This is a genomic window from Pseudomonas wayambapalatensis (genome assembly GCF_049942315.1).
GTDB lineage: Bacteria > Pseudomonadota > Gammaproteobacteria > Pseudomonadales > Pseudomonadaceae > Aquipseudomonas > Aquipseudomonas wayambapalatensis.
Genome location: NZ_JBNFMU010000126.1, coordinates 1 through 25,323, shown reverse-complemented (window position 1 = coordinate 25,323; position 25,323 = coordinate 1). Strand labels below are relative to the sequence as shown.

Sequence of the window (25,323 nt, the reverse complement as noted above, 5' to 3'; positions counted from 1 at the left end):
TTCTTGTGGGGCCCTTTGGGGGGGGACAGTTAAAGGGGAACTCCCCCCCTCCCACACTCCCTCCAACTTCCGGTTGGGGTCGCTTTCACCGGCAAAGCCCCCACCACAGTACTGAATGGCTCAATGCACGCTGTTGCGCGCTATCTCCAGATCATTCATCAACCCCTTGGCCAGGGCGCTGAGGTAGTGCAGCGCCGTTACTGCGGCAGGGCGCGCTTCTTCCTGGTCGCTCAGGTCACGGATGCAGCCGAGCACGACCGAGACTTCCTCCAGCACCCGTTCCAGCGGCACGCCGGGCTGCACCTTGAACATGTCCAGGAATGTGGCGATGCCGGCGGTGGTGTAGTGGTTCGATTGATCGTCCATAGATATTCCCTCAGATCTGGTTCAAGGCATGTTCAACCAGTGCCCGCGCGGTTTCGGCGTTTTGCGCGCCGTTGGCCAGCATGTTCAGGCCGGGCGCTCCGGCGCGGGCGCGGCAGTGTTCGTCGAGGGTTTCGGCAACGCCGAGCAGCAGTGCGCTGGCGTGGGCCAGGGCGTCGGGGGCGATCATGTCGGTGTGGATGGAGAAGGCGGGGTTGGTGATGAGTGTGAGGCGGGGTGGGTCGGGAACGAGTTTTTTCATGGCTACAGCTCCTGAACGGCAGTGAAGCTGCCTGTCATCGCTGCTAAACGAATGGAGGCAGCTGTACGCGGGTTAGCAGACCGGCAAGTCAGGCACCCGGCGCACCCGAAGGTGCCCCGCGCACAGCCACCACAAGGTGAGCGCTTGAGCCTGAGAATGATGGGCTGCTAAACCCGATCGTTGATTTGGCAACGACCGGGCGAGCCTAGATCCCGTCACAGGCCGCTCGCAATGGCTTGAGTGCGGCAAAAGTGTCTTTGGGAAATGGACTACGCGCAATGGGGAAAATCTGATGTAGGCCGAGGTGGAGGGCACCGGCTTTGCCCGCGAATAGGCCAGCCCCGTTTCCAAAGACCATTCGTTCTTTTTTTCGAACAGCCTATTGTCCAAACACCCAGCACCCGCTTAGCATTCGTTTGAGATTTCAAACGCTCGATACCCAATATTGAACACTTGGCTCGTTTGGGTGCCAGAATTCCTGACGGCAGCCCCACCAGGGGCGCCTTTCAATAATCAACAAGACGTCCGTGCCAGCGCGGCGCGGTCAAGGGAAGCCGACATGCAGCTCAAAGACGCTCAGTTGTTCCGCCAGCAAGCCTTCATCAACGGTGAATGGCTGGATGCGGACAGCGGTCAGACCATCAAGGTGACCAACCCGGCCACCGGCGAAGTCATCGGCACCGTGCCGAAGATGGGGGCTGCGGAAACCCGCCGCGCCATCGAAGCCGCCGACAAGGCCCTGCCGGCCTGGCGTGCCCTGACCGCCAAGGAGCGTTCGAACAAGCTGCGCCGCTGGTTCGAGCTGATGATCGAGAACCAGGACGACCTGGCTCGCCTGATGACCACCGAACAGGGCAAGCCGCTGGCCGAAGCCAAGGGCGAAATCGCCTACGCCGCCTCGTTCATCGAGTGGTTCGCCGAGGAAGCCAAGCGCGTCTACGGCGACACCATCCCGGGTCACCAGCCAGACAAGCGCCTGATCGTCATCAAGCAGCCGATCGGTGTCACCGCGGCCATCACCCCGTGGAACTTCCCGGCGGCGATGATCACCCGTAAAGCCGGCCCGGCCCTGGCCGCTGGCTGCACCATGGTGCTCAAGCCTGCTTCGCAGACCCCTTACTCCGCCCTGGCCCTGGTCGAGCTGGCCACCCGCGCCGGCATCCCGGCTGGCGTGCTGAGCGTTGTTACCGGTAGCGCCGGTGAAGTCGGCGGCGAGCTGACTGGCAACTCCCTGGTACGCAAGCTGTCGTTCACCGGCTCGACCGAAATCGGTCGCCAGCTGATGGAAGAATGCGCCAAGGACATCAAGAAAGTATCCCTGGAGCTGGGCGGCAACGCTCCGTTCATCGTGTTCGACGACGCCGACCTGGACAAGGCGGTCGAGGGCGCGATCATCTCCAAGTACCGCAACAACGGCCAGACCTGCGTCTGCGCCAACCGCATCTACGTGCAGGACGGCGTCTACGACGCGTTCGCCGAGAAGCTCAAGGCTGCCGTTGGCAAGCTGAAGATCGGTAACGGCCTGGAAGAAGGCACCACCACTGGCCCGCTGATCGACAACAAGGCGGTCGCCAAGGTCCAGGAGCACATCGAGGACGCCGTCTCCAAGGGCGCCAAGGTGCTGTCCGGTGGCAAGCTGATCGAAGGCAACTTCTTCGAGCCGACCATCCTGGTCGACGTACCGAAGACTGCCGCCGTCGCCAAGGAAGAGACCTTCGGCCCGCTGGCGCCGCTGTTCCGCTTCAAGGACGAGGCCGAAGTCATCGCCATGTCCAACGACACCGAGTTCGGCCTGGCCTCGTACTTCTATGCCCGCGACATGAGCCGCGTGTTCCGCGTCGCCGAGGCCCTGGAATACGGCATGGTCGGTATCAACACCGGCCTGATCTCCAACGAAGTCGCGCCGTTCGGCGGTATCAAGGCCTCGGGCCTGGGCCGCGAAGGTTCCAAGTACGGCATCGAGGACTACCTCGAAATCAAATACCTGTGCATCAGCGTCTGATGCGCTAAGGGCTTTACCTCTGCCAGCGGGGCGCGAGAGCGACGTCTCGCTGGTTTTTTTGACATGCAGTACCTGGTGGCCAGGGCGCCGGTGACAGTCGATCAACGAATACTGTTCGCAGGCACACCCAGCCACCCCCGAATAACAGCGCCGTCAGAGTCGGCGCGAATGAGGGCATTATGAGCAAGACCAACGAATCCTTGATGCAACGCCGTGTCGCCGCCGTCCCACGTGGCGTCGGCCAGATCCACCCGATCTTCGTCGAGTCGGCGAAGAACTCCACGGTGATCGACGTTGAAGGCCGCGAACTGATCGACTTCGCCGGCGGCATCGCAGTACTGAACACCGGCCACCTGCACCCGAAAGTGGTCGCCGCCGTTCAAGAGCAGCTGACCAAGGTCAGCCACACCTGCTTCCAGGTGCTGGCCTACGAGCCCTATGTAGAGCTGTGCGAAAAGATCAACAAGCTGGTCCCGGGCGACTTCGACAAGAAGACCCTGCTGGTTTCCACCGGCTCCGAAGCCGTTGAAAACGCCGTGAAGATCGCCCGTGCCGCCACTGGCCGTGCCGGCGTGATCGCCTTCACCGGCGGCTACCACGGCCGCACCATGATGACCCTGGGTCTGACCGGCAAGGTCGTGCCGTACTCCGCAGGCATGGGCCTGATGCCAGGCGGCGTGTTCCGTGCCCTGTTCCCGAGCGAGCTGCACGGCGTGAGCGTCGATGACGCCATCGCCTCGGTCGAGCGCATCTTCAAGAACGACGCCGAGCCGCGCGACATCGCTGCGATCATCCTCGAGCCAGTACAAGGCGAAGGCGGCTTCCTGCCCGCGCCGAAAGAGCTGATGCAGCGCCTGCGCGCCCTGTGCGACCAGCACGGCATCCTGCTGATCGCCGACGAAGTGCAGACCGGCGCTGGCCGTACCGGCACCTTCTTCGCCATGGAACAGATGGGCGTCGCGCCTGACCTGACCACCTTCGCCAAGTCCATCGCCGGCGGCTTCCCGCTGGCCGGTGTGTGCGGCAAGGCCGAGTACATGGACGCCATCGCTCCAGGCGGCCTGGGCGGCACCTACGCCGGTTCGCCGATCGCCTGCGCCGCGGCCCTGGCCGTCATCCAGGTGTTCGAGGAAGAGAAACTGCTGGATCGCAGCAAGGCCGTTGGCGAGCGCCTGACCGCCGGCCTGCGTGAAATCCAGAAGAAGCACCCGATCATCGGTGATGTCCGTGGTCTGGGTTCGATGATCGCCGTGGAAGTGTTCGAGAAGGGCACCCACACCCCGAACGCTGCCGCCGTGGCCCAAGTGGTCGCCAAGGCACGTGACAAGGGTCTGATCCTGCTGTCCTGCGGCACCTACGGCAATGTCCTGCGGATCCTAGTTCCGCTGACCGCCGAAGACGCCCTGCTGGACAAAGGCCTGGCCATCATCGAAGAGTGCTTCGCTGAACTGGCTTGATCGCTGATTCGCGTGAGTAGAAAACGCCCAGGCATTGCCTGGGCGTTTTTTTTCAACCTGAGGTTCAGGTGTTCGAAGGGCTGGGAGGTGTCCAGTCGGCAGCCGGGAAGAAGCGTTCGACCAGGTCGTCGTTCTTGAGCATGGCGGCGTACTCGTCGCGCTTGAATGGGTTGCCAGTGCGCAGGTCATAGACCGGATGCACTACGGGCGTTGTGCTCGGGATCTCCTTGAGCTTCACATTGACGAAGCGGAAGTCGTCACCCACCACCTCGCCGATGTCTTCGATCTCGAAACGGCACCCTGGTGGGAACAGGGTTTCCGCCTCTGTTTTTGTCCATGACAGGGGGGCTATGGGCACCCCGCTGTGGTATTGGCCCGCAGGGACTTCGAAGACCACTGATGTGTCGTCGAACGCACCCACGACGATGTCCGGCGAGGAGAGCTCATCGCTGGCGAAAGCACGTATCACGTAAGGATTCTCGGTAAAGGACGTCAGGTCCGAGTTGACCAGCACATCGCCTTTCTTGAGTCTCCCACTGCGAAAGTGCTCGCCCGAGGTGCCTCTCGATCCGTTGCCTCCGCGGTACAGAGCGACTGTGTTGCTCTTGGGCAGGGTTTCCAGCGAGTCCACCAGCTTGTCGACGAAGGTGTCCGAGTCGCAGAACGCGAACTCATGCACCCCACGGCGCAGATAGCTGTTGATCTGTGAGTCTTCATCCGTGTAGTTGCCGACGAGGCGGTTTACGTAATCTTCGTCTTCCTTGTAGGTGTAGGTAATACCTTCCTCGGTTTGCAGGTACTCGAAGTCATGCTCATCCATGCGCGCACTTTCGCCATCTTCCAGGCGGGCGATATCGGCATCGTCCAGCAATGCGCGATGACGGGCCTGGGCCTGGTTCGAGAGCAGTTCGCTTTGCGCCGCATCCTCTTTCATGTGGGTATCCCAGAAGCTCGAGCGTTCACTGCGCAGGCTGACCACGTTGTCAGCACCGGCCGCGGGTGGGGTGACGGTGTCAGGCGTTGTCACAGGCTTTGGCGTGGTTGCCTGGCCGTTGTCACCAGGGCTGCCACCACGCAACCCGCCACTGTCGACGCGTTTCCAGGTGCCATCGGCCTGGCGTGCCAATGGCTGGCGCCCGAAAAAGGCGAATGGATTGTCCGGGTCGATGATTGACCACTGTGCGGTGTGCGGATCGAATTGCACCTGGAACACCTGGGCGTCGATCTGTACGTAGGGGCGGCCATTGACCAGCGTGATGCCTTGCGCGTGTGCGCCACTGGCCGGTGTGCCACCTTCCAGCGAGATGGCGACGGCGTGCTTGTCGGGGGCAAGCTGGACTGCAGCGTTGTCCGCATGCTCCACCGGGGTCCAGTCCCCGAGCTTGTCCTGCCGGGCGTAACGTCCGGTGTCGATCAGTTCACCGCTTGCGTTACGCCTGGCTACCCGCGCCAATCCCTGTGCGGAAGGAGGCCCGAGCAGTACCGACTGGCCCTTCAGTTCGACGGGCGTGAGCTCACGCTCGGTGAGGCCGAGCACTGTCGCCTTCGTGTCTGCCCAGCGCCGTGGTTGGCTGGGCAGCCGCTCGGCATTGCGCAGCAGGCCACCAAAGCCTTTCATGCCGTGCGCCAGGTCGCCATAGGCGCCTGCGCCGTTGAGCAGCGAAGACAACAGGTAAAGGCTTGCGGTGCCGGCATCGCGGTTGATGAATGCGCTCAGTGCAGCGACATAGTCGCGCAGGGCAAGTGCGGCGCCCACTGCGAATGCAGCAGGCGGGAAGGGCAGCGTCACGATCTGGGTCACCGTTTCCAGTGTGTTCCAGACGATGCTCGCGATCATATCGGCGCGGCCCTTGGTGACATCGCGCACATCGACGATGCGTTGGCGCAGCCCGTCGTCATAGCACAGGATGCGCAGGTCGTCCGCGGGGGCTTCGGGTACGCTTGGTACCGGGCTCGGGCCGCCCTCGCGCAGGTCCTTGAACAGGAAGGCCAGCAGTTGCCCGGCTTGTCTGCGACTGCGGTCCTTGTAGTAGTCGGCCATGCCCGGGGTGTTGAGCGACTGGACGAAGCTGCTGAAGGGCCGGAAGTCGATGCCGTCTGCTGCCGCGGGCGTGTAGAGCAGCGTCTGCGAAGGGTGCCCTGCCGGCGATTTGAGCAGGTAGCAACCGTGGATGATTTCTTCGCGGTAGGGCGGAGTCTTGTCCATGATCCGGTACAGCTCGTTGAACAACCTGCCGATTGTCGGCTCGCTGGCCAGGAATTCGTTGTCGATACGCACCACCAATCGGTAGAACGCATGGCGCTCACGCTCGGTGTCGGCAGTCCGGTGCATGCTCTGGATGCTCGCCAGCACCCAGGTGTGCTGGTCGGCGTCCAGATGCCCTTGCAGGAGGCTGCGCAGCGCCGCCAGTTGCATCTGCAGTTGCACGATCAACACGCTCTGCCGACGGCGCCAGGCGTAGCCGGTGTGTCTGGGCGAGAGCAGGGTTTCCTCGATCAGTCTGACGTAGCGGTCGGATACCCACTGACCGCGTATGGAGCCGGTGACCGATTGTGGCGTCAGCGCCGACAGATCGACCCCGGGTGGGCCTTCGAAGGTCGCCGTGGTATCGGCTGTGGCCGTAAGCAGGCCCAGGCTGTCGTCATAGCCGTTGCGCAGCAATTGGGTGTAGGTCAAGGTCTCCCTGGGTGACTTGATGATCACGCGGTCCGGATCGACACGCTCGTCGTTGTTCCCGAGCAACTGCTTGAGCTTGTTTTGGGCCTGGGCATGGACATACGCCTCGAAGTCCGGCAGTTGCGCATGCCTGGCCTTGGCATACTGCTGCTCTGCAGCCTGGATCTGGTCTTCCAGGCGCGTCAGCTGGCCACGCTGGGAGGCACTGGCCGATTGCAACCAGGCGGGCTGGTGCGCGGCTGTGTTGGCCTCGGCAACCTCGATGCGGTTCTGGGTCAGGGCTTTGACCCCTTCCTGGCCCGTGAAGCGCACCAGCGTCATGAATTGCTCGTAGGGCTTTTGCGGGGTAGGGATCCGCTCGCGCTGTTTGCTGATATCCAGGTACCAGGTGTTCCAGGCCTGCGTATCGGTGCTGGTGGGTTGTTGCTGTATTTGCGGGAGTGGCTTGTCGGCGATCTGACTGATCAGGGCGGCGAACGAGGTGCGCTGCTGGGCTATCACGTTCTGCAGCAGGTAGGCCTGGGAGTCCGCCTCAGCGAACCACCCCACCACCTCGACGAGCAACTGCCGTTCGCTGTCGAAACCCTGCACCGGCTTGTGCGGATGATGCGGGCAGCACAGCAGCAGACGCTGCAGGCCGCCCTCGGCGTCTTCCTGGCGCACCAGCAGCGCGTCGCTCAGCAGGTACTGGTCGGCCAGGAGCAGGTTGGCACTGGACAACCTGTCATAGCCCGTGCCGCTTCCTGCGACGAAGGTTGCCAGCGTCTGCTGGTCTTCGGGCGTGATCTGGCCCTGCAGGCGTGCGCACCAGGCCTGGGCCGCGATCTGCTGCAAGAGCGCGGTGTTCATCAGCGACCGGTTGGTGTCCTGCTTGTGTGCGGCTATCTGAGCGGGGGCGAACTTGCCGTGCAGCGCCAGTGTTTCGATCAGCTTGCAGACATAGGCAGGCGTGAGTGTGGCGTACGCGTCAGGCAGTGGCCGGTCTTGTTGTTCGAAGCGTGTGGCGGCGATGAATTCCGAGGCCGGCTGGTCGTCGCCATCGTGCAGCCCCTGCAAAGCCAGGTGCACAAGGCTGCGCCGGATTTCATAGGGGGTGGCGGTTTCGGGCAGCGTGCGCTTGGTCACCAGCATGATCTGCTCGGGGTCCAGATCCAGGCCCAGGTCGTTGGCGATACTGCTGCGCAGATGAGTCGCGGCGAAGCTTTCGATGCTGTCGCAGCCGCCCAGCGCACTGAGCATGGCGGCACGAGCGTGGTCGTATTCCTGGAGTGCCTTCAGGCATTGATTGGCCTGGTCCTCTGGCGCGTATCGCAGCCAGTGGGGTGCTTTGGGCGGTGTCTTGAGCGCCTCGTCGAGGGTGGCGTCGAGAGCGCTGCTCGGTCCGAGAGCAAGCGGCAGGCGCAGCGCATCCTCGACGCGTCCGGAGCGGGATTCACCAGGCACCGGCTCGACCCGCAAGGCGTACTTGATATCGTGCAGCTGCAGGCTGCGCAGCTGTCGATGCAGCTCGGCAAAGGCCTTGCGCTGTACGGGTTTGATCACCCAGTGGCGCTGTTCGTAGGGGTGCACTGCCGATGCCTGGGTCATCGCGAGGCGCTGCGCGCGGGTCAGGGTATCGGTGATGCTGGCCCTGGCCACCGGCTGGTTCACCAGCGCCGTCAGCGCGGCAAGCGCCAGGTCGCGCGTGGCGAAGGCGGCCCATTGGCGGCCAGCGATCCACACGAGGGTCGGGCCGCTGTCCAGGCTGAACATCAGGCAGCCATGCAGTGTGGCTGTGCGGCCTGCCTCGAGCTTGAGGCTCAGGGTGCTGATGGCCAGGCCATTCTGATCGAGCGAAGCGGGCAGGCAGGTGGCGTAGGTCGGGTGAATCCTGCCGGCGGCGATCTGGATGTCGAGCAATTGGCGCAGCGTGGCCTCGATATCCTCGATGTGACACTGGCGCCTCGTCATCGAGGGGTTTTCGAGCGACTCCCAGTAAGCGTGCACGGCGCTCCTGATCGCCAGCTCGATGCTCGCAGCTTCTGCGTCTGTCAATGCCTGGTCCAGATTGGCCAGCCCCATGCTCTCAAGCGAGGGGGACTGTCCAAGGCGTTGGTCGATGCGGGTGCGCAGGGTCGAAAGGGCTTGTTGCGTGGTGGATGAAAGGTCGAGCGTCATGACTTCCTCGCTGGCCGTGCTTGCTGTACGGCGTTGTGATGGGGGCATCACTAGAGCCGGTCAGGGGCCGGGCGAGGTGGTAGTTAATGCGTGCACGGATGCTGCGACGAAGATGAACAAACTGTGAACTGCATGCCATCGCGGGTTTTTTTGTGCCAATTCACGGCAGGTGGCGCTATGGTTAACCGATGGACGTGTTTGGAAGCCGCGATGGACTGCGTGTCAGGATTATTCAGGAGTTGCCCATGAGCGCTGCAGACCCCCTCCCACCCCGCGTGCTGATCGCCGAGAGCGATCCCTGGGTACGCGACATGCTTCGCGAGATGCTGCTCAGCGTGCGCTGCGATGCCCGGTTGGAGGTCTGTGCCGATGGCTCCCAGGCCCTGACGGCGCTGTCGAGCAAGCCCGACCTGATCATCGCCGCCCGTGAGCTGTCCGGTGTCGATGGCCTCGATCTGCTGCGCAAGGTGCGCGCCAAGAGCGACAAGCCTGGCCTGCCGTTCATCCTCATGAGCGAACGCACTGACAGCGCCAGTGTGAAAGAAGCGCTGCCACTGCACCCCACCGCCTACCTGAGCAAACCGCTGGACCTGGACAACCTGCGCAAGCGCCTGGAAAACCTGTTGCTCGAAGTCGGTGAGCAGATTGCCTGCCCGGTGCCGCCCCTTCAGCCGGGGGCCAGCCTGCCGGCCTACCTCGAGCAGCGCCGGGCTACCGCCGATGGCGGCCCGCTGTTTGCCGATGTGCAACTGGCGATCCAGCGCGCGCTCAACCCCCAGGGCCTGAACCTGCGGGTGCTGGAAGAGGAAGTGCGCAGTGACCCGCAGATCACCGGTGTGCTCATCGCCGCAGCCAACAGTGCCGCCATGCATAGCGATGCGCCGGTGCAGACCCTGCTGCAGGCGCTGAACAAGTTGGGCAGCACCCAGAGCATGAACCTGATCCTGGGCCTGACGCTGAAGCGCAGCGCACGCCTGAGCGACCCGCTGCTGGCACAGCATGCCGCACGCTTCTGGAACATCTCGCTACACACCGCCGAATTCGCGCGTACTTTGGCGCGCATGCTCGAGCTGGACCAGGAGCGCTGCTACTGCGCGGGCCTGTTGCATTGCCTGGGGGACCTGGCGGTGCTGCGCACTCTGCAGGAGTGGCGTCTGGCCGGTGGCGCGCTGGACGAAGACCAGGTGCAGTTGTCGCTCAATGAGTTTGGCGCACCGTTCGGCTCGGCCCTGCGCACCCGCTGGCGCCTGCCGCTGGACCTGCGCGAGCTGATCGCTGCGATCTACCAGTTGGGCGGTGGCGTGTATTCGCGAGAGATCCTGGCGATGAACCTGGCAGGCCAGTTGTCACGGGCGTTGCCGACCCAGGGCAACGAGAAGATCGCCAGCAGCAAGACTGCACGCCTGCTCAAGCTTGGCCTGCCTGAGCTCAATCGCCTGCGCGAGCCGCCCGCGCCGCCGGTGGTGGTCACAACGCCTGAGGTCGATGCCGCGAGCGTTGAAGCCGAGGTTGTGGAAGAGGTGCCTCAGGCCCCGGATACCGACGAAGGCAGCACCGCGGCCAAACCTTGAGCGCTGCCGGTCACCCGCGCACGATCTGATTCTTGCCCTGGCGCTTGGCCTGGTACATCGCTGCGTCGGCGCGGCCGAACAGGTTGTCCAGGTTGGTATCCTGCTCGCTCAGTTCGGTCAGCCCCTGGCTTACGGTCACGCCGTAGGTCTGCTGGCCGTAGGTGAAGCTCAGGCGCTGGATCTCCCGCTGCAGGCGTTGGGCGATCTGTTCGGCGACCTGTGCCGTGCAGCCTGGGAACACCGCCGCGAATTCCTCGCCGCCAATACGCCCGAACAGATCACCCCGGCGCAGCGCCGCCTTGCCGGTGTCGGCGATGCGCTGCAGCACCTGATCGCCCTCTGGATGCCCATAGCTGTCGTTGATGTGCTTGAAGTCGTCGATGTCCAGCAGCAGGAAGGCCATTGGCGTGCCGTCTTCGCGGGCGCGGTCGAACGCCTGCTGGGCACAGTCGAAGAAGTGTCGGCGGTTGCTGCTCTGGGTCAGGACGTCGGTGGTGGCAAGGCGTTGCAATTCGCCTTCGAGCTGTTTCTTCTCGGTGATGTCCTCGGCAATGCCGACGATGATCACCCGTTCGCCTTCGCGCTGCTGGTTGATGTAGCACTTGTCGCTGAGCCAGCGCACTTCACCTGCGCCGTTGATGATGCGGTATTCGCGGTCCTCGACAGTACCTTGGAGCAGTACCTGGGCCAGGCTGCGCTCGGCGTAGTCGAGGTCGTCGGGGTGGATTGCGTCGCGCCATTCGTTGTAGTCGGCCATCACCAGGCTGGCCGGGCGGCCAAAAATACGCTCGTAGGCGGGGCTGACGTAAAGCACCTGGCGGGTTTCCCAGTCGAAGGCCCAGAGCACGGCGTTGACGCTGTCGAGCAGGGAACTGTAGAGCTGCTCGCGCTCGCTCAGACGCGCCACTTCACCCTGCGCATGCAGCAGGGCGAGCAGGGTCTGGGCAGCTTCAGGGCGGGGTGGACCGGTCTGGATCGGAGGGTGACGTTCTTTGGCCATGTGCACGGAGCGGTTCTCGACGAATGTGCGTGCGGCCGCGACCCGGCCCGCCACGCGGGCGATATGCCGATTTTGAGTCGAGCGGGGGGGTGAAGTTCCGGTCGGCATGCCCCTTGGGCGGGGCATGCCGATCAACGGCAGTCAGGCGCCGGTAGGACGCAGGGAGTAGGTCTTGAGCTGCGCGGCGAAGTCCCGCAGCGACTGGATACCACTGGCTTCGGCCTCGTGCACCCAGTCTTTCATGGCGGCCAGCATGTCGTGGCCGTTGGCGCTGGTGCGTGCCCAGATCTGCTGCAGCGCCAGGCGCTTCTCGTAGATGATCTTGAGCGTCTGGCTGTGCGTCAGCATCGATTCGATGCGTACGTGATGGCGATCCTGCAGCAGGCTGGTCTCGCGTGACAGCAGGCGCTTGGCGCGACGGAAGTGGTGGCGCACCGAGGTGTCGACCTTTTCCAGCTCCTGCTTGACCAGCGGGCCGATCACCAACTTGCGGTACTGGGCCATGATCTGGAAGCGGTTGTTGAGGATCGCCATGGCGGTGTCCATGTCCAGCGAGGCCTTGCCTTCGACCCGATGGGCGATTGGCGCCACGCGCTGAACCTTGGCCAGGCGCAGCAGGCACAGCAGGCGAATCCACATCCAGCCCATGTCGAACTCCCAGCGGCGCACCGACAGCTTGGCCGAATTGGGGTAGGTGTGGTGGTTGTTGTGCAGTTCTTCGCCGCCGATGATGATGCCCCAGGGCACCAGGTTGGTGGCGGCGTCGCGGCACTCGAAGTTGCGATAGCCGACCGCATGGCCCAGGCCATTGACCACGCCGGCGGCCCAGAACGGAATCCACATCATCTGGATGGCCCAGATGGTGATGCCGATGGTGCCGAACAGCAGCAGGTCGAGCACGGCCATCAGGACGATGCCGCCCAGTTTGTAGCGCGAGTAGAGGTTGCGCTCGATCCAGTCATCCGGGCAGTTCTTGCCGTAGATGCGCAGGGTTTCCTCGTTGCGCGCCTCTTCCCGGTACAGCTCCGCGCCTTTGCGCAGGACCGTGCCCAAGCCCTTGTACACCGGGCTGTGCGGGTCGTCGGGGGTTTCGCACTTGGCGTGGTGCTTGCGGTGCACCGCCGTCCATTCGCGGGTGTTCTGCGCCGTGGTCAGCCACAGCCAGAAACGGAAGAAATGCTTGAGCCCGGCATTGAGCTCCAGGGAGCGGTGCGCCGAGTAGCGATGCAGGTAGATCGTGACGCTGACGATGGTCACATGGGTCATCAGCAGGGTGACCGCGACCAGTTGCCAGGCCGACAGGTCGAGCAGACCGTTGTACCACATAGTTGGAAAGACCCTCGGGAAAACAGGGGAAACAACGGGCGCATTATCCCTTGACGGTGAAATAAAACCAGTCGCGCTTGCGCCAGGATCGTCGCCACCGGTCACCTTGCCGTCGGCGAGGGCGTCGCCGAGGCAGGCTGGACGGGGCCAGGGAGGCGGGGACCGCGACTTATTTATGAGCCCGGATTTAAAGTCACGGCATGTTTCAACCTTTATACTGCGCCATTATCTTCCATGGACTGATGCACCCGACATGTCTGTTTCTGTTCGCGACGCCTTGCGCATGGCTGCGCTCTACGTTGTGTTGTCGTTCCTCTGGCTGGTGCTGTCGGAGTGGGTGTTGCGCGGCATGACCGACAACGACCTGGCGCTGACCGTCGGGCGGCAGATCAACGTGGTGGTCTGGGTGCTGCTAAGTGCCTTGCTGATCTTCGTGTCACGGGCGCGGCTGCTCAACTTCATCGGCGTCGGTGCGCGTCTGCGCAGCGAGGACCGCGAACGCCTGCGCATGGCGGCAGCGGTCTTCGACAGTACCCTGGAAGGTGTACTGGTGACCGATCGCAACGGCCTGATCGTGCATGTGAACCGGGCCTTCATGCGCATCACCGGTTACCACCAGGACGAAGTGCTGGGCCAGCGCCCGAGCAAGTTCAAGTCGGGCCGCCATGGCGCGCACTTCTACCAGCAGATCTACGCGGCCCTGGCCGAAAAGGGCGAGTGGAGCGGAGAAATCTGGAATCGCCGCAAAAGCGGCGAGATCTATCCGCAATGGCAGACGATCTGCGCGATTCGCGATGACAGCGGCGAGCTGAGTCACTACGTCGCGGTGTTCAGCGACATCAGTGCGATCAAGAATTCCGAGGAAGAACTGGCCTACCTCGCTCACCACGACCCCTTGACCGGCCTGCCCAACCGGCTGCTGTTCAACGACCGTGCCGAGCAGGCGCTGGCAGCGGCCCAGGCGAACAAGCGCGGCTGCGCCTTGCTGCTGCTCGACCTCGACCACTTCCAGAGCATCAACGACAGCCTGGGCCACACCATTGGCGACCAGTTGCTCAAGCTGGTGGGTGAGCGTTTGCGAGAGCAGTTGGGTAGCGGCGTGACCCTGGCGCGGCTGGGTGGCGACGAGTTCGCCGTACTGCTCGAAGGGTGCCAGCAGGTTGCGCAGGCGGCGACCACTGCCCAGGGCATCCTCGAGCGCCTGGGCCAGCCGTTCGCGTTCGAAGGGCAGCACCTGTTCATCGGTGCGAGCATCGGCATCAGCCTGTTCCCCAGCGACGCGCTGAGCGCCGAGCAACTGTTGCGCAATGCCGACTCGGCGCTGTTCAAGGCCAAGAGCAACGGTCGCGCCTGCTATGCGCTGTACACCGAAGAGCTCACCGCCCACGCCCAGCATCGCGTCGAGACCGCCGGTGAGCTGCGCCGGGCCCTGGCCCAGGAAGAGCTGCGGGTGTTCTACCAGCCGGTGCACGACCTGTTCACCGGGAGCATGGTCGGGGTCGAGGCCCTGGTGCGCTGGCAGCATCCCGAGCGCGGCCTGGTGCCGCCGGGCGAGTTCATCCCGATTGCCGAACGCACCGGGTTGATCGTCGATATCGATGCCTGGGTGCTGCGCCAGGCCTGCCGGCAGATGGTGCAGTGGCAAGCCGAGGGGCGAGTGCTGGATTTCGTCGCGGTGAACCTGTCGAGTCGCCTGTTCGGCCAGCGCGCCCTGTATCGACAAGTGGCCGAGGTGCTGGACGAGACCGGCCTGGACCCGGCGCTGCTGGAGCTGGAAGTCACCGAAAGCGCGGTGATGGAAGACCCGGAGGTGGCACTGGAGCAGTTGCACCGTCTGCGTGAGCTGGGCTTGCGCCTGGCGATCGACGATTTCGGCACGGGCTATTCGTCGCTGTTGCGGCTCAAGCGCCTGCCGGTGCAGAAGCTGAAGATCGACCAGGGCTTCGTCGCCGGATTGCCCCATGACGAAGATGACATCGCCATCGTGCGGGTGATCATCGCCCTGGCGCGCAGCATGGGGATGCAGGTGCATGCCGAGGGGATCGAGCAGGCCGAGCAGGCGCGACTGCTGCTGGAGCAGCAGTGCGACCTGGGGCAGGGCTACTGGTTCGGACGGCCCGTGGCGGCCGAGAACCTGCGCTGGTTGTAGGGGCGGGCCCGGCTTCCGGTCAGCGCTTGTTCAAGCCTTTGGCCAACCGGTCGCCACCCAGCTGGATCACCGCCACCAGGGCCACCAGCATGACGATCACCGTCAGCATGATCTGGCTGTCGAAGCGCTGATACCCATAGCGGTAGGCGATGTCCCCGAGGCCGCCGGCACCGATCGCACCGGCCATCGCCGAAGAGTTGATCATGGTCACCAGGGTTATGGTGAAGCCGCCGACGATCCCTGGCAGCGCTTCAGGCAGCAGCACATGCCAGATGATGTGCCAGCGTCGGCAGCCCATGGCCTGCGCGGCTTCGATCAAGCCATGGTCGACCTCGCGCAGGCTGACTTCGGCGATCCGGGCGAAGAACGGCGTGGCCGCGATGGTCAACGGCACCACGGCCGCCCAGACGCCATAGGTGGTGCCGACGATCAGCCGGGTAAAGGGGATCAACGCCACCATCAGGATCAGGAAGGGAATCGAGCGGAACAGGTTGACGAAGGCGCCCAGCACGCGGTTGAGCAGCGGCGCTTCGTAGATGCCGCCCTTGCCGCTGGTGACCAGCAGCACCGCCATCGGAATCCCCACCAGCAGGGCGATCAACGAAGACACCCCCACCATCAGCAGGGTATCGATCAGGCCTTGCAGCAGGCGTTCAGTCCACATAACCCAGCACCTCCACGTCTGCAGCCCAGCGCCGGGCGCGCTCGAGCAGTTGATGAGCCCCGAGCCCTGAGCCGCGTACGGCCAGGACCAGTTGGCCCAGGGCGTGCTCGCCAATGGTCTCGACACCCCCTTGGAGCAGGCGCACACGCCCACCAAGATCGACGAACAATGCCGACAGCTCCGGCTCGCCGACCAGTTGCAGGCGCAACACCACGGCAGTGTCCTGGCTGACCGGTTGCGCCCGCAGGTTGGCCTGCAAGGTTGCGGGCAGCTTGGCCTGCAAGGGCGCGAGCAAGGTGCGGGTCACCTCGTGGCGCGGCGCGCCGAACACCTGCCAGACTTCGCCTTGTTCGACCACCTCGCCACGTTCGAGCACCACCACGCGCTGGCAGATGTCACGGATCACTGCCATCTCGTGGGTGATCAGCACGATGGTCAGGCCCAGGCGCCGGTTGATGTCGCGCAGCAGCTCGAGGATCGAGGCGGTGGTTTCAGGGTCCAGTGCCGAGGTCGCTTCGTCGCACAGCAGGATCTGCGGATCGTGCACCAGCGCGCGGGCAATGCCGACGCGCTGTTTCTGACCGCCGGACAGCTGCGCCGGATAGACATGGTGCTTCTGCTCCAGGCCCACCAGCTCCAGCAGCTCGTGCACTTTACGCTGGCGCTCGGCCTTGGCCACGCCAGCCACCTTCAAGGGGAGCTCGACGTTCTGCCACACGGTCTTGGCCGACATCAGGTTGAAGTGCTGGAAGATCATGCCGATGCGTCGGCGCAGCGACACCAGGCGGTCCTCGTCGAACGGTGCGATATCGACCTGGTCGATCAGCACGCGCCCTTCGCTGGGTTGCTCCAGGCGGTTGATGGTGCGCAGCAGCGACGACTTGCCGGCGCCGCTGCGGCCGATGATGCCGAAGATCTCGCCGCGGCGGATGTTCAGGTCGATGCCGTGCAGCGCCGGGTGTGACTGGCCGGGGTAGGTCTTGCCCAACCCGATGAAGCGGACATGGGCCTCGTTCACCTCCGGGCGCAGTACCTGCTCGCGCGCCGGGGCGGGTGTAACTTGAGGGACGGGCGCTCTGAGGGCGCTGGCGCTGCTCATCTCAGCCCTCCCAGCCGGCCTGGTACAGACTGCCGTGGGCCTTGTTCAGGGCTTCACGCACGGCCGGCGAATGTTGGTAGATATCGACGAATTTGGCCAGGCGTGGGTCGTCCTTGTTTTGTGGGCGGATCACGAACTGGATCACGTATTCCTTGTTCTCCAGGCCGTCGAACAGCAGCGCCGAGGTGGCATCGAAGCTCTTGGCCAGGCGGATGTAGGCCGGGTAGCCCTGTACCAGGTCGGCATCGTCGTAGGCACGCACCAGTTGCACCGCCTCGACCTGAAGAATCCTCAGCTTCTTCGGGTTGGCGACGATGTCATCTTCGGTGGCCTTGTAACCCACGCCAGGCTTGAGGGTGATCAACCCGGCCTTGGCCAGCAGCTGCAGGCCGCGGCCGCTGTTGATCGGGTCGTTGGCGATGGCCACGCTGGCGCCTTCGGGCAGTTCGGCGAAGCTTTTGTACTTCTTCGAATACAGGCCCACGTTGTTGATGATCCCCGGTGCATAGGGCACCAGGTTGAAGCCTGCCGCGGCCTTGGCGTTCTCCAGGAACGGGATGTGCTGGAAGTAGTTCACGTCGATGTCGCCGCTGTTGAGGCTGACGTTGGGGGCGATCCAGTCGCTGAACTCGATCAGCTTCACCTCCAGGCCTTGCTTGTGCGCTTCTGCCACGGCCGCCTCCAGCGGAATGGCGAAGGCGGCCGTGGTGCCGATCTTCAGCGGTTCGGCGGCCAGCGCGGCGCCGGCAAGGCCCAGGGACAGCAGGGCGGCCGCGACGGGCCGATAGAGTTTCTCAAGCATGGTGCGGGGCTCCGGTCGGGGCGTTGGTCGGGGTGCGATAGGTGCTGCCGGGATGGTCGGCGGGCAGGTGCGCGCTGGGGCTGGCGAACAGCTTCTGGCGCAGGCTGCCGTCGGCGTAGGCGGTCTTGTAGCGGCCGCGGCGTTGCAGTTCGGGGACCACCAGGTCGATGAAGTCTTCGTAGCTTTCCGGGGTGACGGTGCGTGCCAGGTTGAAGCCGTCCAGGCCGGTCTCGTCGATCCAGCCGATCAGTTGCTCGGCGACCTGCTCGGGCGCGCCGACCAGGGTCACGTAGCGTCCGCCCAGGGCGTGTTGTTCCAGCAGGCGGCGGCGGGTCCAGGCGTTGTCCTGCAGGAGCTTGGTGGCGGACTGGATTGCGTTGCCCTGGCCTGCGTTGATCGGCTCGTCGAGGTCGAAGGCGGCGAAGTCGATGCCGGTGGAGGCGGCAAAGTGCGCCACACCCGCTTCAGCACTGGCATGGCGCAAATACTCGGCGTGCTTGGCGCGGGCCTGCTCCTCGGTGGGGGCGACGATCACGGTGATGCCCATGAACACCTTGATTGCCTGAGGATCGCGGCCTGCGGCGAGGGCGGCCGCGCGCACCTTGTCGACCTGGGCACGGGTGCCTGCGTGGGTCTGGCCGCCGATGAACACGCACTCGGCGTGGTTGCCGGCAAATGCCAGGCCGCGGGCCGAGCTGCCTGCCTGGAACAGCACCGGTGTGCGCTGCGGCGAGGGCTCGCACAGGTGATAGCCCTCGACCTTGTAGAATTCGCCTCGGTGCTCGATCTTGCGCACTTTGTCGGGCTGGGCATAGACGCGCTGCTTGCGGTCTTCGACCACGGCATCGTCCGCCCAACTGCCTTCGAGCAGCTTGTACAGCACCTGCAGGTATTCGTCGGCCTGGTCGTAGCGTCGGTCGTGCTCGGGCTGCTGTTCCAGGCCCATGGCACGGGCCGCGCTGTCGAGGTAGCCGGTGACGATGTTCCAGCCGACCCGGCCCTTGCTCAGGTGATCGAGGGTCGAGAGCCGGCGCGCGAACAGATAAGGCGGCTCGTAGGTGAGGTTGGCAGTCAGGCCGAAGCCCAGGTTGCGGGTCACCGCAGCCATGGCCGAGACCAGCAGCAGCGGATCGTTTACCGGCAGCTGGATCGACTCCTTGAGCGTGACGTCGACCGAGTCGCCGTAGATGTCGTAGGTGCCGACGATGTCGGCGATGAACAGCCCGTCGAACAGCCCGCGCTCCAGCAGGCGGGCGAGGTCGGTCCAGTACTCGATATCCTTGTAGCGGGTCGAGGTGTCGCGCGGATGGGTCCACAGGCCATGGTTGATATGGCCAATGCAGTTCATGTTGAAGGCGTTGAGCAGGATCTGCTTGCTCATCAGATGGTCCCTCGCAGCGGTGGGTTTTCGCCGTTGAGGTAGTAGTTGCCGATGGCGTGGTACTTCCAGCGCACCGGGTCGTGCAGGGTGTGGACCCGGGCGTTGCGCCAGTGGCGGTCGAGGTTGTGTTCGGCCAGGGTGGCGCGGCTTCCGGCCAGCTCGAACAGGGTGCTGGCAGCGGCCAGGGAGATCTCGGTGCTGATCGCGCGGACCTCGGCGACGGCGATGGAGGCGGCGGCCACGTTGCTGGCGTTGCTGTCGCGCTGGGCCTGGTCGAGGATTTCACCGGCCCGTTCGAGCAGCGCTTCGGCGGCGTGCAGGCGGATGCTCAGGCGGCCGAAGCTGTTGAGTGTCAGTGGGTCGGCCGAAGCCTGGTCGACGCCCGCGTCGATCCATGGGCGGCTGTGGTTGCGCACGAAGTGCAGGGCGTCCTCGACTGCGGCGCGAGCGATGCCGGTGTCGATGGCGGCGTGGAGAATCTGCGCCAAGGGGCCGACGGTGGTCGGGCGCTCGAACGCGGCCTGGAAGGGCACCACATCGGCGGCCTCGACACGAACATTGTCGAACAGCACCGAACCGCTGCCGGTGGTGCGTTGGCCGAAGCCGCTCCAGTCGTCTATCACTTGCACACCGGGGCTGTCGGCGGGCACGAACGCCAGTTGCTGCACGCCCTCGTCATCGACCACCGAGGTAGGGATGCGCTGGGCATAGATCGCGCCGGTGGCGTAGAACTTGCGGCCGTTGATGCGGTAGCCGCCGCCGTCGCGGGTCAGGCGGGTGGTGCGGTCGCTGGAGGTCCTGGTGCCGAGTTCGGCCAGGGCGTTGCCGAAGCGCTTGCCGGCCAGCACCTCGGCGTAGAGACGCTGCTGTTGTTCGGGGGTGCCGTTCACGCGCAGCACTTCGAGGGCGTAGAAGTGGTTCTGCGGAATCTGCCCGAGCGAAGCGTCGGCCTGGGCGATGCGGGCGATGACCTTGGCCAGGGTGACGTTCGACACTTCGGCGCCACCGAAGGCCTTGGGTACGGTGATCGCCCACAGACCGGAGCGGGTGAACAGCTCCAGTTCGGCGTGTGGCAGGCGGCGTTCGCGGTCGCGCAGGGCGCTGTCGCGGTGCAGTTGCCGGGCGATGTCTTCGGCGACGGCAAGGGCCTGGGCGTCGCTGCTGATCAGGGATGTGGTCATGTTGTTCTCCGGGGCTTTTCGCGGGACAAGGCGCAGCGGCGAACCGCCGCTCCCACAGACCTGTGCTGTCCCTGTAGGAGCGGGCTTGCCCGCGAAAGGCCCTCAAGTCAGATCCAGGAATGCCGCGCAGGCAGCGTGCCGTTGAGGTAGTAGGCGCCGACCGCGTGGTACTTCCAGCGCACCGGGTCGTGCAGCGTGTGCACCCGGGCGTTGCGCCAGTGGCGGTCGAGGTTGAATTCGGCGAGTGTCGCGCGGCTGCCGGCAAGCTCGAGCAGCTTCTCGCTGGCCTGCAGCGAAATCTCGGTGGTGAGCACCTTGGCCTCGGCCACGGCAATCGAGGCGCGTGCCGCCGCCGCAGCGTCGATGGGCGCCGCATTGACCTCGTCCAGCACCTGCGCGGCCTTGCGCAACAGGGCTTCGGCGGCGTGCAACTCAAGCTTGAGGCGGCCGATGTCGGCGATCACATAGAGGTCGTCACTGGCACGCTCGACCTTGGCATCGATCCACGGCCGCGACTTGTCACGCACGAAGGCGATGGCGTCCTCGATGGCCGCTTCGGCGATCCCGGCGTCGATGGCAGCCTGGATCAGTTGCGAGACTGCGCCCTGGATATTGGGCTGGTCGGCCTGGCGCCAGTTGTCGATCACCAGGTCCGCGTCCACCGGCACCTGGTCGAGCAGTACCGTGCCGCTGGCGGTGGTGCGCTGGCCGAAGCCGGACCAGTCGTCGACGATGCGCAACCCCGGGCTGCCGCGGCGGACGAAGGCCAGGCGCTGGCGACCTTCGTCGTCCAGGGCCTTGACCGCCACCCAATGGGCGAACAGGGCACCGGTGGAGTAGAACTTCTCGCCGCTGATGCGGTAGGTGTCGCCATCGCGGGTGATGCGTGCCTTGAGGGTCAAGGTGTCTTTGGTGCTGCGTTCGGGGCCGGCGTTGCCGATGCGCCAGCCGTCCAGCACCGAGCGGAAGATCAGCGCCTGCTGCGCCTCGCTGGCGGTCAGGCGCAGCAGGTGCAGCAGGCCGAACTGATTCTGTGGGATCTGCCCCAGCGCCGGGTCGGCGGCGCTGATCAGGCGAAAGACTTCGGCGATGGTCGCGAACGACACCTCCGGGCCGCCATGGGCCTTGGGCACGCTGATGCTGCCAAGCCCCGAGCGGGTGAACAGCTCGATCTCGGCCCACGGCAGCTTGCGTTGCTGGTCGCGGCGCGAAGCCTGCTGGCGCGCGGTTTCGGCCAGTTCGCGGGCCGCTTGCAGGGCCTCGGTGTCATTGCGCAGCACCTTGGCCGGCAGCAGCAGGGGCGAGCTGTCGATATCGCTGTGGAATTGGGTGTTGGGTTGGCTGGACATCAGTGCCGCTCCTTGGCTGCACTCAATGCCCTGGCGTTACGCACTGGGGTGATTGTGTTCCTGACCATTCCTGAACCTCACGAAGTAGATGCGTCGCTACAGCTGGTCGCGACGGATGTGTGCGGGTCCGGTGGTCCGGTCTATATACCTTATGTGCTTATAAAAAGTTTATGAACTAACTCTTTGGAATATGAATAGAAGAGAGGCATTTGCCTGGATGTGCGGGACTCTTCGCGGGCAAGGCCCGCTCCCACAGAGAACCGCACGGGCTTCAGCACCGGTGCGGCTCCTGTGGGAGGGGGACTTGCCCGCGAAGAATCCAGCCGAGCTTTTCAGTCTTGCGAAGCAGTGGTCCCGAGGAACTTGCGCAGGAACTGCCGGGTACGCTCTTCCTTCGGATTGGCGAACAGCGCCTTGGCCTCGCCCTGTTCGACGATCACGCCCTTGTCGAAGAAGATCACCCGGTTCGCCACATCACGTGCAAAGCTCATCTCGTGGGTGACGATGATCATGGTGCGCTTCTCTTCGGCCAGGCCACGGATGGTCGCCAGCACTTCGCCGACCAGCTCGGGGTCGAGCGCGGAGGTCGGTTCGTCGAAGAGGATCACTTCAGGCTCCATCGCAAGCGCGCGGGCGATAGCCACGCGCTGCTGCTGGCCGCCGGACAGGCGCCGTGGATAGGCGTCTTCCTTGCCGGCCAGACCGACCTTGGCGAGCAGCTTGCGACCCAGCTCCAGCGCTTGGCTGCGCGGGGTCTTCTTGACGATCACCGGCCCTTCGATGACGTTCTCCAGGGCGGTGCGGTGGGGGAACAGGTTGAAGTTCTGGAACACGAACCCGGCCTGCTGGCGCAGACGGCGGATCGCGCTTTGCTGGCCGCTGAGCGGGCGGTCGGCGTCGATGTCGATGTTGCCGATGCGGATCTTCCCGGCATCGGGCGTTTCCAGCAGGTTCAGGCAGCGCAGGAAGGTGGTCTTGCCCGAGCCACTGGGGCCGATGATGGCGACGACTTCACCGGCCTCGACCGTCAGGTCGATGCCCTTGAGCACGGTCTGGCCCTTGAACTGCTTGGTCAGGCCTTCTACTACGATCATCTTCAGTGCTCCTGGTCATGCTGGTTGACCCGCGCTTCCATGCGGTTCTGGAAGTGCGCCAGGATACTGCAGAGAATCCAGTAGATGACGGCCACGGCCAGGTACATGGTGAAGACTTCGAAGGTCCGTGCGGTGATCAACTGCGCCTGGCGGAACAGCTCTGGCACCTGGATGGTCGCCGCCAGGGCGGTATCCTTGACCAGCGAGATGAAGCTGTTGCCCAGCGGCGGCAAGGCGGTGCGCATGGCCTGGGGCAGGATCGCCCGGCGCATGGCCTGGGTACGGGTCATGCCGATGCTGGCGGCGGCTTCCCACTGACCGCGGTCGATCGAGGAGATCGCCGCGCGCAGGATTTCGCAGATGTACGCCGCCATGTTCAGCGACAGGCCGATCAGCGAGGCGGGGATCGGATCGAGTTCGATGCCGATCGGCGGCATGCCGAAGTAGATCACGAACAGTTGCACCAGCAGTGGCGTGCCGCGGAAGAACGACACGTAGATCCGCGCCAGCCAGTCCAGCGGCAGGATCTTCGACAGGCGCATCAGTGCCAGGGCAAAGCCCAGCACCAGGCCGAAGAACATGCCGCCGACACTGAGCAGTACCGTGTAACCCGCGCCCTTGAGCAGGAAGGGCGTAGAGTCGATTACGAGTTGCAGGCTTTCAGAGATCATTTGGTGACGTCGGCACCGAAGTATTTCTCGGACAGCTTGGCCAGGGTGCCGTCAGCCTTGAGCTTGTCCAGCGCCTTGTTCACTGCCGCGAGCAGTTCCGGCTCGCCCTTGCGCAGGGCCACGCCGCTTTCCAGGCGCGAGAAGGCTTCGCCGGCAAGTTGAGTGTCCTTGGCCTTCTGGGCGTATTCCAGGGCGGCCAGGCGGTCGATCAGGATGGCGTCGATACGGCCGTTGCGCAGGTCGGCGAACTTGCTCGGATCGTCTTCATAGGTACGCACGTCGGCCTTGGGGACGTCCTGCTTGACCCACTGCTCGTAGTTGGTGCCCAGGCCCACGCCGACCTTCTTGCCCGCCAGGTCCTGCGCGGTCTTGATGTTCAGCTGCTCGGCCTTCTTCTTCAGGATCAGCGCCTGGATGCCGGAGATGGTGTAGGGCTCGGAGAAGTCGTACTTTTTCTTGCGCTCTTCGGAGATGGTGACCTGGTTGATCACCACGTCCAGGCGCTTGGATTCGAGCGCGGCGAGGATGCCGTCCCACTTGGTTGGCTGGACCTTGGCCTTGACGCCCAGCTCCTTGGCCAGCAGTTCGGAGAGTTCCACTTCGAAACCGGTCAGCTTGCCGTTTTCGTCGACGAAGCTGAAGGGTGGGTAGGTGCCTTCCAGGCCGACGTTGATCACGCCTTTTTCCTGGATGGTCTTGAGCTGCTCACCCGCGAAGGCGTGGCTGAACAGACCGGTGCCCAGCAGGATGGCCAGGCTGGCGTTGAGAAGTGGTTTGGTGAATTTGGTCATGGCTGTCCCCGCGCTTTGTTTTAAGTAGTGGGTGGCGACTATAGGGTGGGCTTTATAGTTCAGGAAATAATAAAAAATTATCTATTATTCCTTTCAGTTATTTCGTCCCTGAAGGGCAGTGTTGAGGGTAGCCGTGAACCTGGCCCCCGTCATCGCTGCTTATGCCCGACTTAGTGCAGGATGGAATAAAGCGTTGTTTTTTCCAAGGGAAGAATTTGCCGTAGAGTAATTCCTACAAGTTGCGGCCCTACTTTTCCGACATCGCCGCAAGCCAGGAGAACACCGTGAGCGAACATCCATCGACCGGCCATTGGCAATTGCCGGGCATCGTCAGCGAACTGCGCCAGGCCCGTGACCAGTGGCGCAGCCGCAACGGCCGTTGCAGCAACAAGCAGGGCGGACGCGAACTGCCCTCGCGCGAGGCGATGCGCGAGATTCTCGAGCAACTCTGTGGGGCGTTGTTTCCCATGCGCCTGGGGCCTGTGGACCTGCGTGAGGAGAGCGAGGACTTCTACGTCGGCCACACCCTGGATGCGGCGCTGACCGCACTGCTCGCCCAGGCGCGCCTGGAACTGCGCTACGCCGCGCGGCACGGCAATACCGAGGTCGAGCCCAAGGATGTCGATGCCCACGCACTGGGCCTGATCCAAGGCTTTGCCAAAGCCCTGCCGGGGTTGCGCGTACTGCTCGACACCGACGTGCTGGCGGCCTACCACGGCGACCCCGCGGCGCGCAGCGTCGATGAGGTGCTGCTGTGCTATCCCGGCATCCTGGCGATCATTCACCACCGCCTGGCGCACTACCTCTACCAGGCCGGGCTGCCGCTGCTGGCGCGCATCAGCTCGGAGCTGGCGCATTCGGCCACCGGTATCGACATCCATCCCGGCGCACAGATCGGCCAGAGCTTCTTCATCGACCATGGCACGGGCGTGGTGATCGGTGAGACGGCGATCATCGGCGAGCGCGTGCGTATCTACCAGGCCGTGACCCTTGGCGCCAAGCGCTTTCCGTCGGACGAGTCGGGCACCCTGCACAAGGGGCTGGCGCGCCACCCGATCGTCGAGGACGACGTGGTCATCTATGCCGGTGCGACCATTCTGGGGCGGATCACCATCGGCAAGGGCTCGACCATTGGCGGCAATGTCTGGCTGACCCGCAGCGTGCCGGCCGAGAGCAACATCACCCAGGCGAACCTGCAGCTCGATTGCCAGGACAAACAGTGAGGTAGGCCCGGCGGGCCTTGTCAGAGGGACAAACCACCACCACCAAACAGGGCGAGACTTTCCCCCCGGTTTGTAGGGAACCCCTGGAAAGAACAAAGGCCAAC

General features: G+C 64.3%; 19 protein-coding genes. 5 read left to right on the top strand and 14 right to left on the bottom strand.

What is annotated here, in order from left to right; translation table 11 throughout:
• Nucleotides 1–120 precede the first annotated feature (120 nt).
• Together ACPZMI_RS07225 and ACPZMI_RS07220 are read right to left on the bottom strand one after the other, a co-directional pair.
• Nucleotides 121–366, bottom strand: a complete 246-nt coding sequence (locus ACPZMI_RS07225) for a DUF3077 domain-containing protein (RefSeq protein WP_402759536.1) — start codon at nucleotides 364–366, stop codon at nucleotides 121–123.
• Between the two features lie 10 nt (nucleotides 367–376).
• The gene (locus ACPZMI_RS07220; RefSeq protein WP_426351961.1) at nucleotides 377–625 is read right to left on the bottom strand and encodes a hypothetical protein; all 249 of its coding nucleotides are present in this window, start codon (nucleotides 623–625) and stop codon (nucleotides 377–379) included.
• A 559-nt stretch (nucleotides 626–1,184) separates the two neighbouring features.
• Between ACPZMI_RS07220 and gabD the strand changes: the two genes are divergently transcribed.
• Together gabD and gabT are read left to right on the top strand one after the other, a co-directional pair.
• On the top strand, nucleotides 1,185–2,627 hold the full coding sequence (gabD, locus tag ACPZMI_RS07215) for an NADP-dependent succinate-semialdehyde dehydrogenase (RefSeq protein ID WP_054891643.1): 1,443 nt from the start codon (nucleotides 1,185–1,187) through the stop codon (nucleotides 2,625–2,627).
• A 179-nt stretch (nucleotides 2,628–2,806) separates the two neighbouring features.
• On the top strand, nucleotides 2,807–4,084 hold the full coding sequence (gene gabT / locus ACPZMI_RS07210) for a 4-aminobutyrate--2-oxoglutarate transaminase (RefSeq protein ID WP_186667396.1): 1,278 nt from the start codon (nucleotides 2,807–2,809) through the stop codon (nucleotides 4,082–4,084).
• 64 nt (nucleotides 4,085–4,148) lie between these two features.
• On the opposite strand, the gene ACPZMI_RS07205 is transcribed toward gabT, so the two are convergent.
• Entirely contained in the window at nucleotides 4,149–8,918 is a 4,770-nt protein-coding gene (locus tag ACPZMI_RS07205; RefSeq protein ID WP_426351960.1) for a dermonecrotic toxin domain-containing protein, read from the bottom strand.
• A gap of 245 nt (nucleotides 8,919–9,163) precedes the next feature.
• Between ACPZMI_RS07205 and ACPZMI_RS07200 the strand changes: the two genes are divergently transcribed.
• Nucleotides 9,164–10,489 carry an HDOD domain-containing protein gene (locus ACPZMI_RS07200; protein WP_426351959.1) on the top strand — a complete coding sequence of 442 codons (1,326 nt, stop codon included), beginning with the start codon at nucleotides 9,164–9,166 and terminating at the stop codon, nucleotides 10,487–10,489.
• 10 nt (nucleotides 10,490–10,499) lie between these two features.
• Here the strand turns inward: ACPZMI_RS07200 and ACPZMI_RS07195 are convergent, their stop codons facing one another.
• Both ACPZMI_RS07195 and desA read right to left on the bottom strand, forming a co-directional pair.
• Nucleotides 10,500–11,489, bottom strand: a complete 990-nt coding sequence (locus tag ACPZMI_RS07195; RefSeq protein WP_426351958.1) for a GGDEF domain-containing protein — start codon at nucleotides 11,487–11,489, stop codon at nucleotides 10,500–10,502.
• 141 nt (nucleotides 11,490–11,630) lie between these two features.
• Nucleotides 11,631–12,815 (bottom strand): delta-9 fatty acid desaturase DesA, encoded by a 1,185-nt coding sequence (gene desA, locus ACPZMI_RS07190; RefSeq protein ID WP_186667400.1) that lies wholly within the window; start codon nucleotides 12,813–12,815, stop codon nucleotides 11,631–11,633.
• Nucleotides 12,816–13,068: 253 nt separating this feature from the next.
• Between desA and dibA the strand changes: the two genes are divergently transcribed.
• A complete protein-coding gene (gene dibA, locus ACPZMI_RS07185) occupies nucleotides 13,069–14,964 on the top strand; it encodes a phosphodiesterase DibA (RefSeq protein ID WP_186720228.1) in 1,896 nt (631 codons plus the stop codon).
• Between the two features lie 19 nt (nucleotides 14,965–14,983).
• Here the strand turns inward: dibA and ACPZMI_RS07180 are convergent, their stop codons facing one another.
• From ACPZMI_RS07180 to tcyJ, 9 genes are all read right to left on the bottom strand, one after another.
• Nucleotides 14,984–15,628, bottom strand: a complete 645-nt coding sequence (locus ACPZMI_RS07180; protein WP_054891647.1) for a methionine ABC transporter permease — start codon at nucleotides 15,626–15,628, stop codon at nucleotides 14,984–14,986.
• Nucleotides 15,618–16,727, bottom strand: a complete 1,110-nt coding sequence (locus tag ACPZMI_RS07175; RefSeq protein WP_186711236.1) for a methionine ABC transporter ATP-binding protein — start codon at nucleotides 16,725–16,727, stop codon at nucleotides 15,618–15,620. Before ACPZMI_RS07175 ends, ACPZMI_RS07180 begins: the two co-directional genes overlap by 11 nt.
• Before the next feature lies 1 nt (nucleotide 16,728).
• The gene (locus ACPZMI_RS07170; RefSeq protein WP_426351957.1) at nucleotides 16,729–17,529 is read right to left on the bottom strand and encodes a MetQ/NlpA family ABC transporter substrate-binding protein; all 801 of its coding nucleotides are present in this window, start codon (nucleotides 17,527–17,529) and stop codon (nucleotides 16,729–16,731) included.
• On the bottom strand, nucleotides 17,522–18,910 hold the full coding sequence (locus tag ACPZMI_RS07165) for an LLM class flavin-dependent oxidoreductase (protein ID WP_288375878.1): 1,389 nt from the start codon (nucleotides 18,908–18,910) through the stop codon (nucleotides 17,522–17,524). Before ACPZMI_RS07165 ends, ACPZMI_RS07170 begins: the two co-directional genes overlap by 8 nt.
• A complete protein-coding gene (locus ACPZMI_RS07160) occupies nucleotides 18,910–20,091 on the bottom strand; it encodes an SfnB family sulfur acquisition oxidoreductase (protein WP_411383599.1) in 1,182 nt (393 codons plus the stop codon). Before ACPZMI_RS07160 ends, ACPZMI_RS07165 begins: the two co-directional genes overlap by 1 nt.
• Before the next feature lie 107 nt (nucleotides 20,092–20,198).
• Complete coding sequence (locus ACPZMI_RS07155) at nucleotides 20,199–21,440, bottom strand: SfnB family sulfur acquisition oxidoreductase (protein WP_186711240.1); 1,242 nt, start codon at nucleotides 21,438–21,440, stop codon at nucleotides 20,199–20,201.
• A 332-nt stretch (nucleotides 21,441–21,772) separates the two neighbouring features.
• Complete coding sequence (gene tcyN / locus ACPZMI_RS07150; RefSeq protein WP_426351956.1) at nucleotides 21,773–22,534, bottom strand: L-cystine ABC transporter ATP-binding protein TcyN; 762 nt, start codon at nucleotides 22,532–22,534, stop codon at nucleotides 21,773–21,775.
• Nucleotides 22,535–22,536: 2 nt separating this feature from the next.
• Nucleotides 22,537–23,205 (bottom strand): cystine ABC transporter permease, encoded by a 669-nt coding sequence (gene tcyL, locus ACPZMI_RS07145; RefSeq protein ID WP_426351955.1) that lies wholly within the window; start codon nucleotides 23,203–23,205, stop codon nucleotides 22,537–22,539.
• Entirely contained in the window at nucleotides 23,202–23,996 is a 795-nt protein-coding gene (tcyJ, locus tag ACPZMI_RS07140; protein WP_054891655.1) for a cystine ABC transporter substrate-binding protein, read from the bottom strand. The genes tcyL and tcyJ overlap by 4 nt, the downstream gene beginning before the upstream one ends.
• Before the next feature lie 284 nt (nucleotides 23,997–24,280).
• Here tcyJ and epsC point away from each other — a divergent pair, with 284 nt between their 5' ends.
• Nucleotides 24,281–25,219 carry a serine O-acetyltransferase EpsC gene (gene epsC / locus ACPZMI_RS07135; protein WP_186667408.1) on the top strand — a complete coding sequence of 313 codons (939 nt, stop codon included), beginning with the start codon at nucleotides 24,281–24,283 and terminating at the stop codon, nucleotides 25,217–25,219.
• Nucleotides 25,220–25,323: the final 104 nt, after the last annotated feature.

Bases quoted from the DNA above. Each gene is read 5' to 3' on its own strand.
- ACPZMI_RS07225 (WP_402759536.1), bottom strand. From the start codon at position 366: ATGGACGATCAATCGAACCACTACACCACCGCCGGCATCGCCACATTC.
- ACPZMI_RS07220 (WP_426351961.1), bottom strand. From the start codon at position 625: ATGAAAAAACTCGTTCCCGACCCACCCCGCCTCACACTCATCACCAAC.
- gabD (WP_054891643.1), top strand. From the start codon at position 1,185: ATGCAGCTCAAAGACGCTCAGTTGTTCCGCCAGCAAGCCTTCATCAAC.
- gabT (WP_186667396.1), top strand. From the start codon at position 2,807: ATGAGCAAGACCAACGAATCCTTGATGCAACGCCGTGTCGCCGCCGTC.
- ACPZMI_RS07205 (WP_426351960.1), bottom strand. From the start codon at position 8,918: ATGACGCTCGACCTTTCATCCACCACGCAACAAGCCCTTTCGACCCTG.
- ACPZMI_RS07200 (WP_426351959.1), top strand. From the start codon at position 9,164: ATGAGCGCTGCAGACCCCCTCCCACCCCGCGTGCTGATCGCCGAGAGC.
- ACPZMI_RS07195 (WP_426351958.1), bottom strand. From the start codon at position 11,489: ATGGCCAAAGAACGTCACCCTCCGATCCAGACCGGTCCACCCCGCCCT.
- desA (WP_186667400.1), bottom strand. From the start codon at position 12,815: ATGTGGTACAACGGTCTGCTCGACCTGTCGGCCTGGCAACTGGTCGCG.
- dibA (WP_186720228.1), top strand. From the start codon at position 13,069: ATGTCTGTTTCTGTTCGCGACGCCTTGCGCATGGCTGCGCTCTACGTT.
- ACPZMI_RS07180 (WP_054891647.1), bottom strand. From the start codon at position 15,628: ATGTGGACTGAACGCCTGCTGCAAGGCCTGATCGATACCCTGCTGATG.
- ACPZMI_RS07175 (WP_186711236.1), bottom strand. From the start codon at position 16,727: ATGAGCAGCGCCAGCGCCCTCAGAGCGCCCGTCCCTCAAGTTACACCC.
- ACPZMI_RS07170 (WP_426351957.1), bottom strand. From the start codon at position 17,529: ATGCTTGAGAAACTCTATCGGCCCGTCGCGGCCGCCCTGCTGTCCCTG.
- ACPZMI_RS07165 (WP_288375878.1), bottom strand. From the start codon at position 18,910: ATGAGCAAGCAGATCCTGCTCAACGCCTTCAACATGAACTGCATTGGC.
- ACPZMI_RS07160 (WP_411383599.1), bottom strand. From the start codon at position 20,091: ATGACCACATCCCTGATCAGCAGCGACGCCCAGGCCCTTGCCGTCGCC.
- ACPZMI_RS07155 (WP_186711240.1), bottom strand. From the start codon at position 21,440: ATGTCCAGCCAACCCAACACCCAATTCCACAGCGATATCGACAGCTCG.
- tcyN (WP_426351956.1), bottom strand. From the start codon at position 22,534: ATGATCGTAGTAGAAGGCCTGACCAAGCAGTTCAAGGGCCAGACCGTG.
- tcyL (WP_426351955.1), bottom strand. From the start codon at position 23,205: ATGATCTCTGAAAGCCTGCAACTCGTAATCGACTCTACGCCCTTCCTG.
- tcyJ (WP_054891655.1), bottom strand. From the start codon at position 23,996: ATGACCAAATTCACCAAACCACTTCTCAACGCCAGCCTGGCCATCCTG.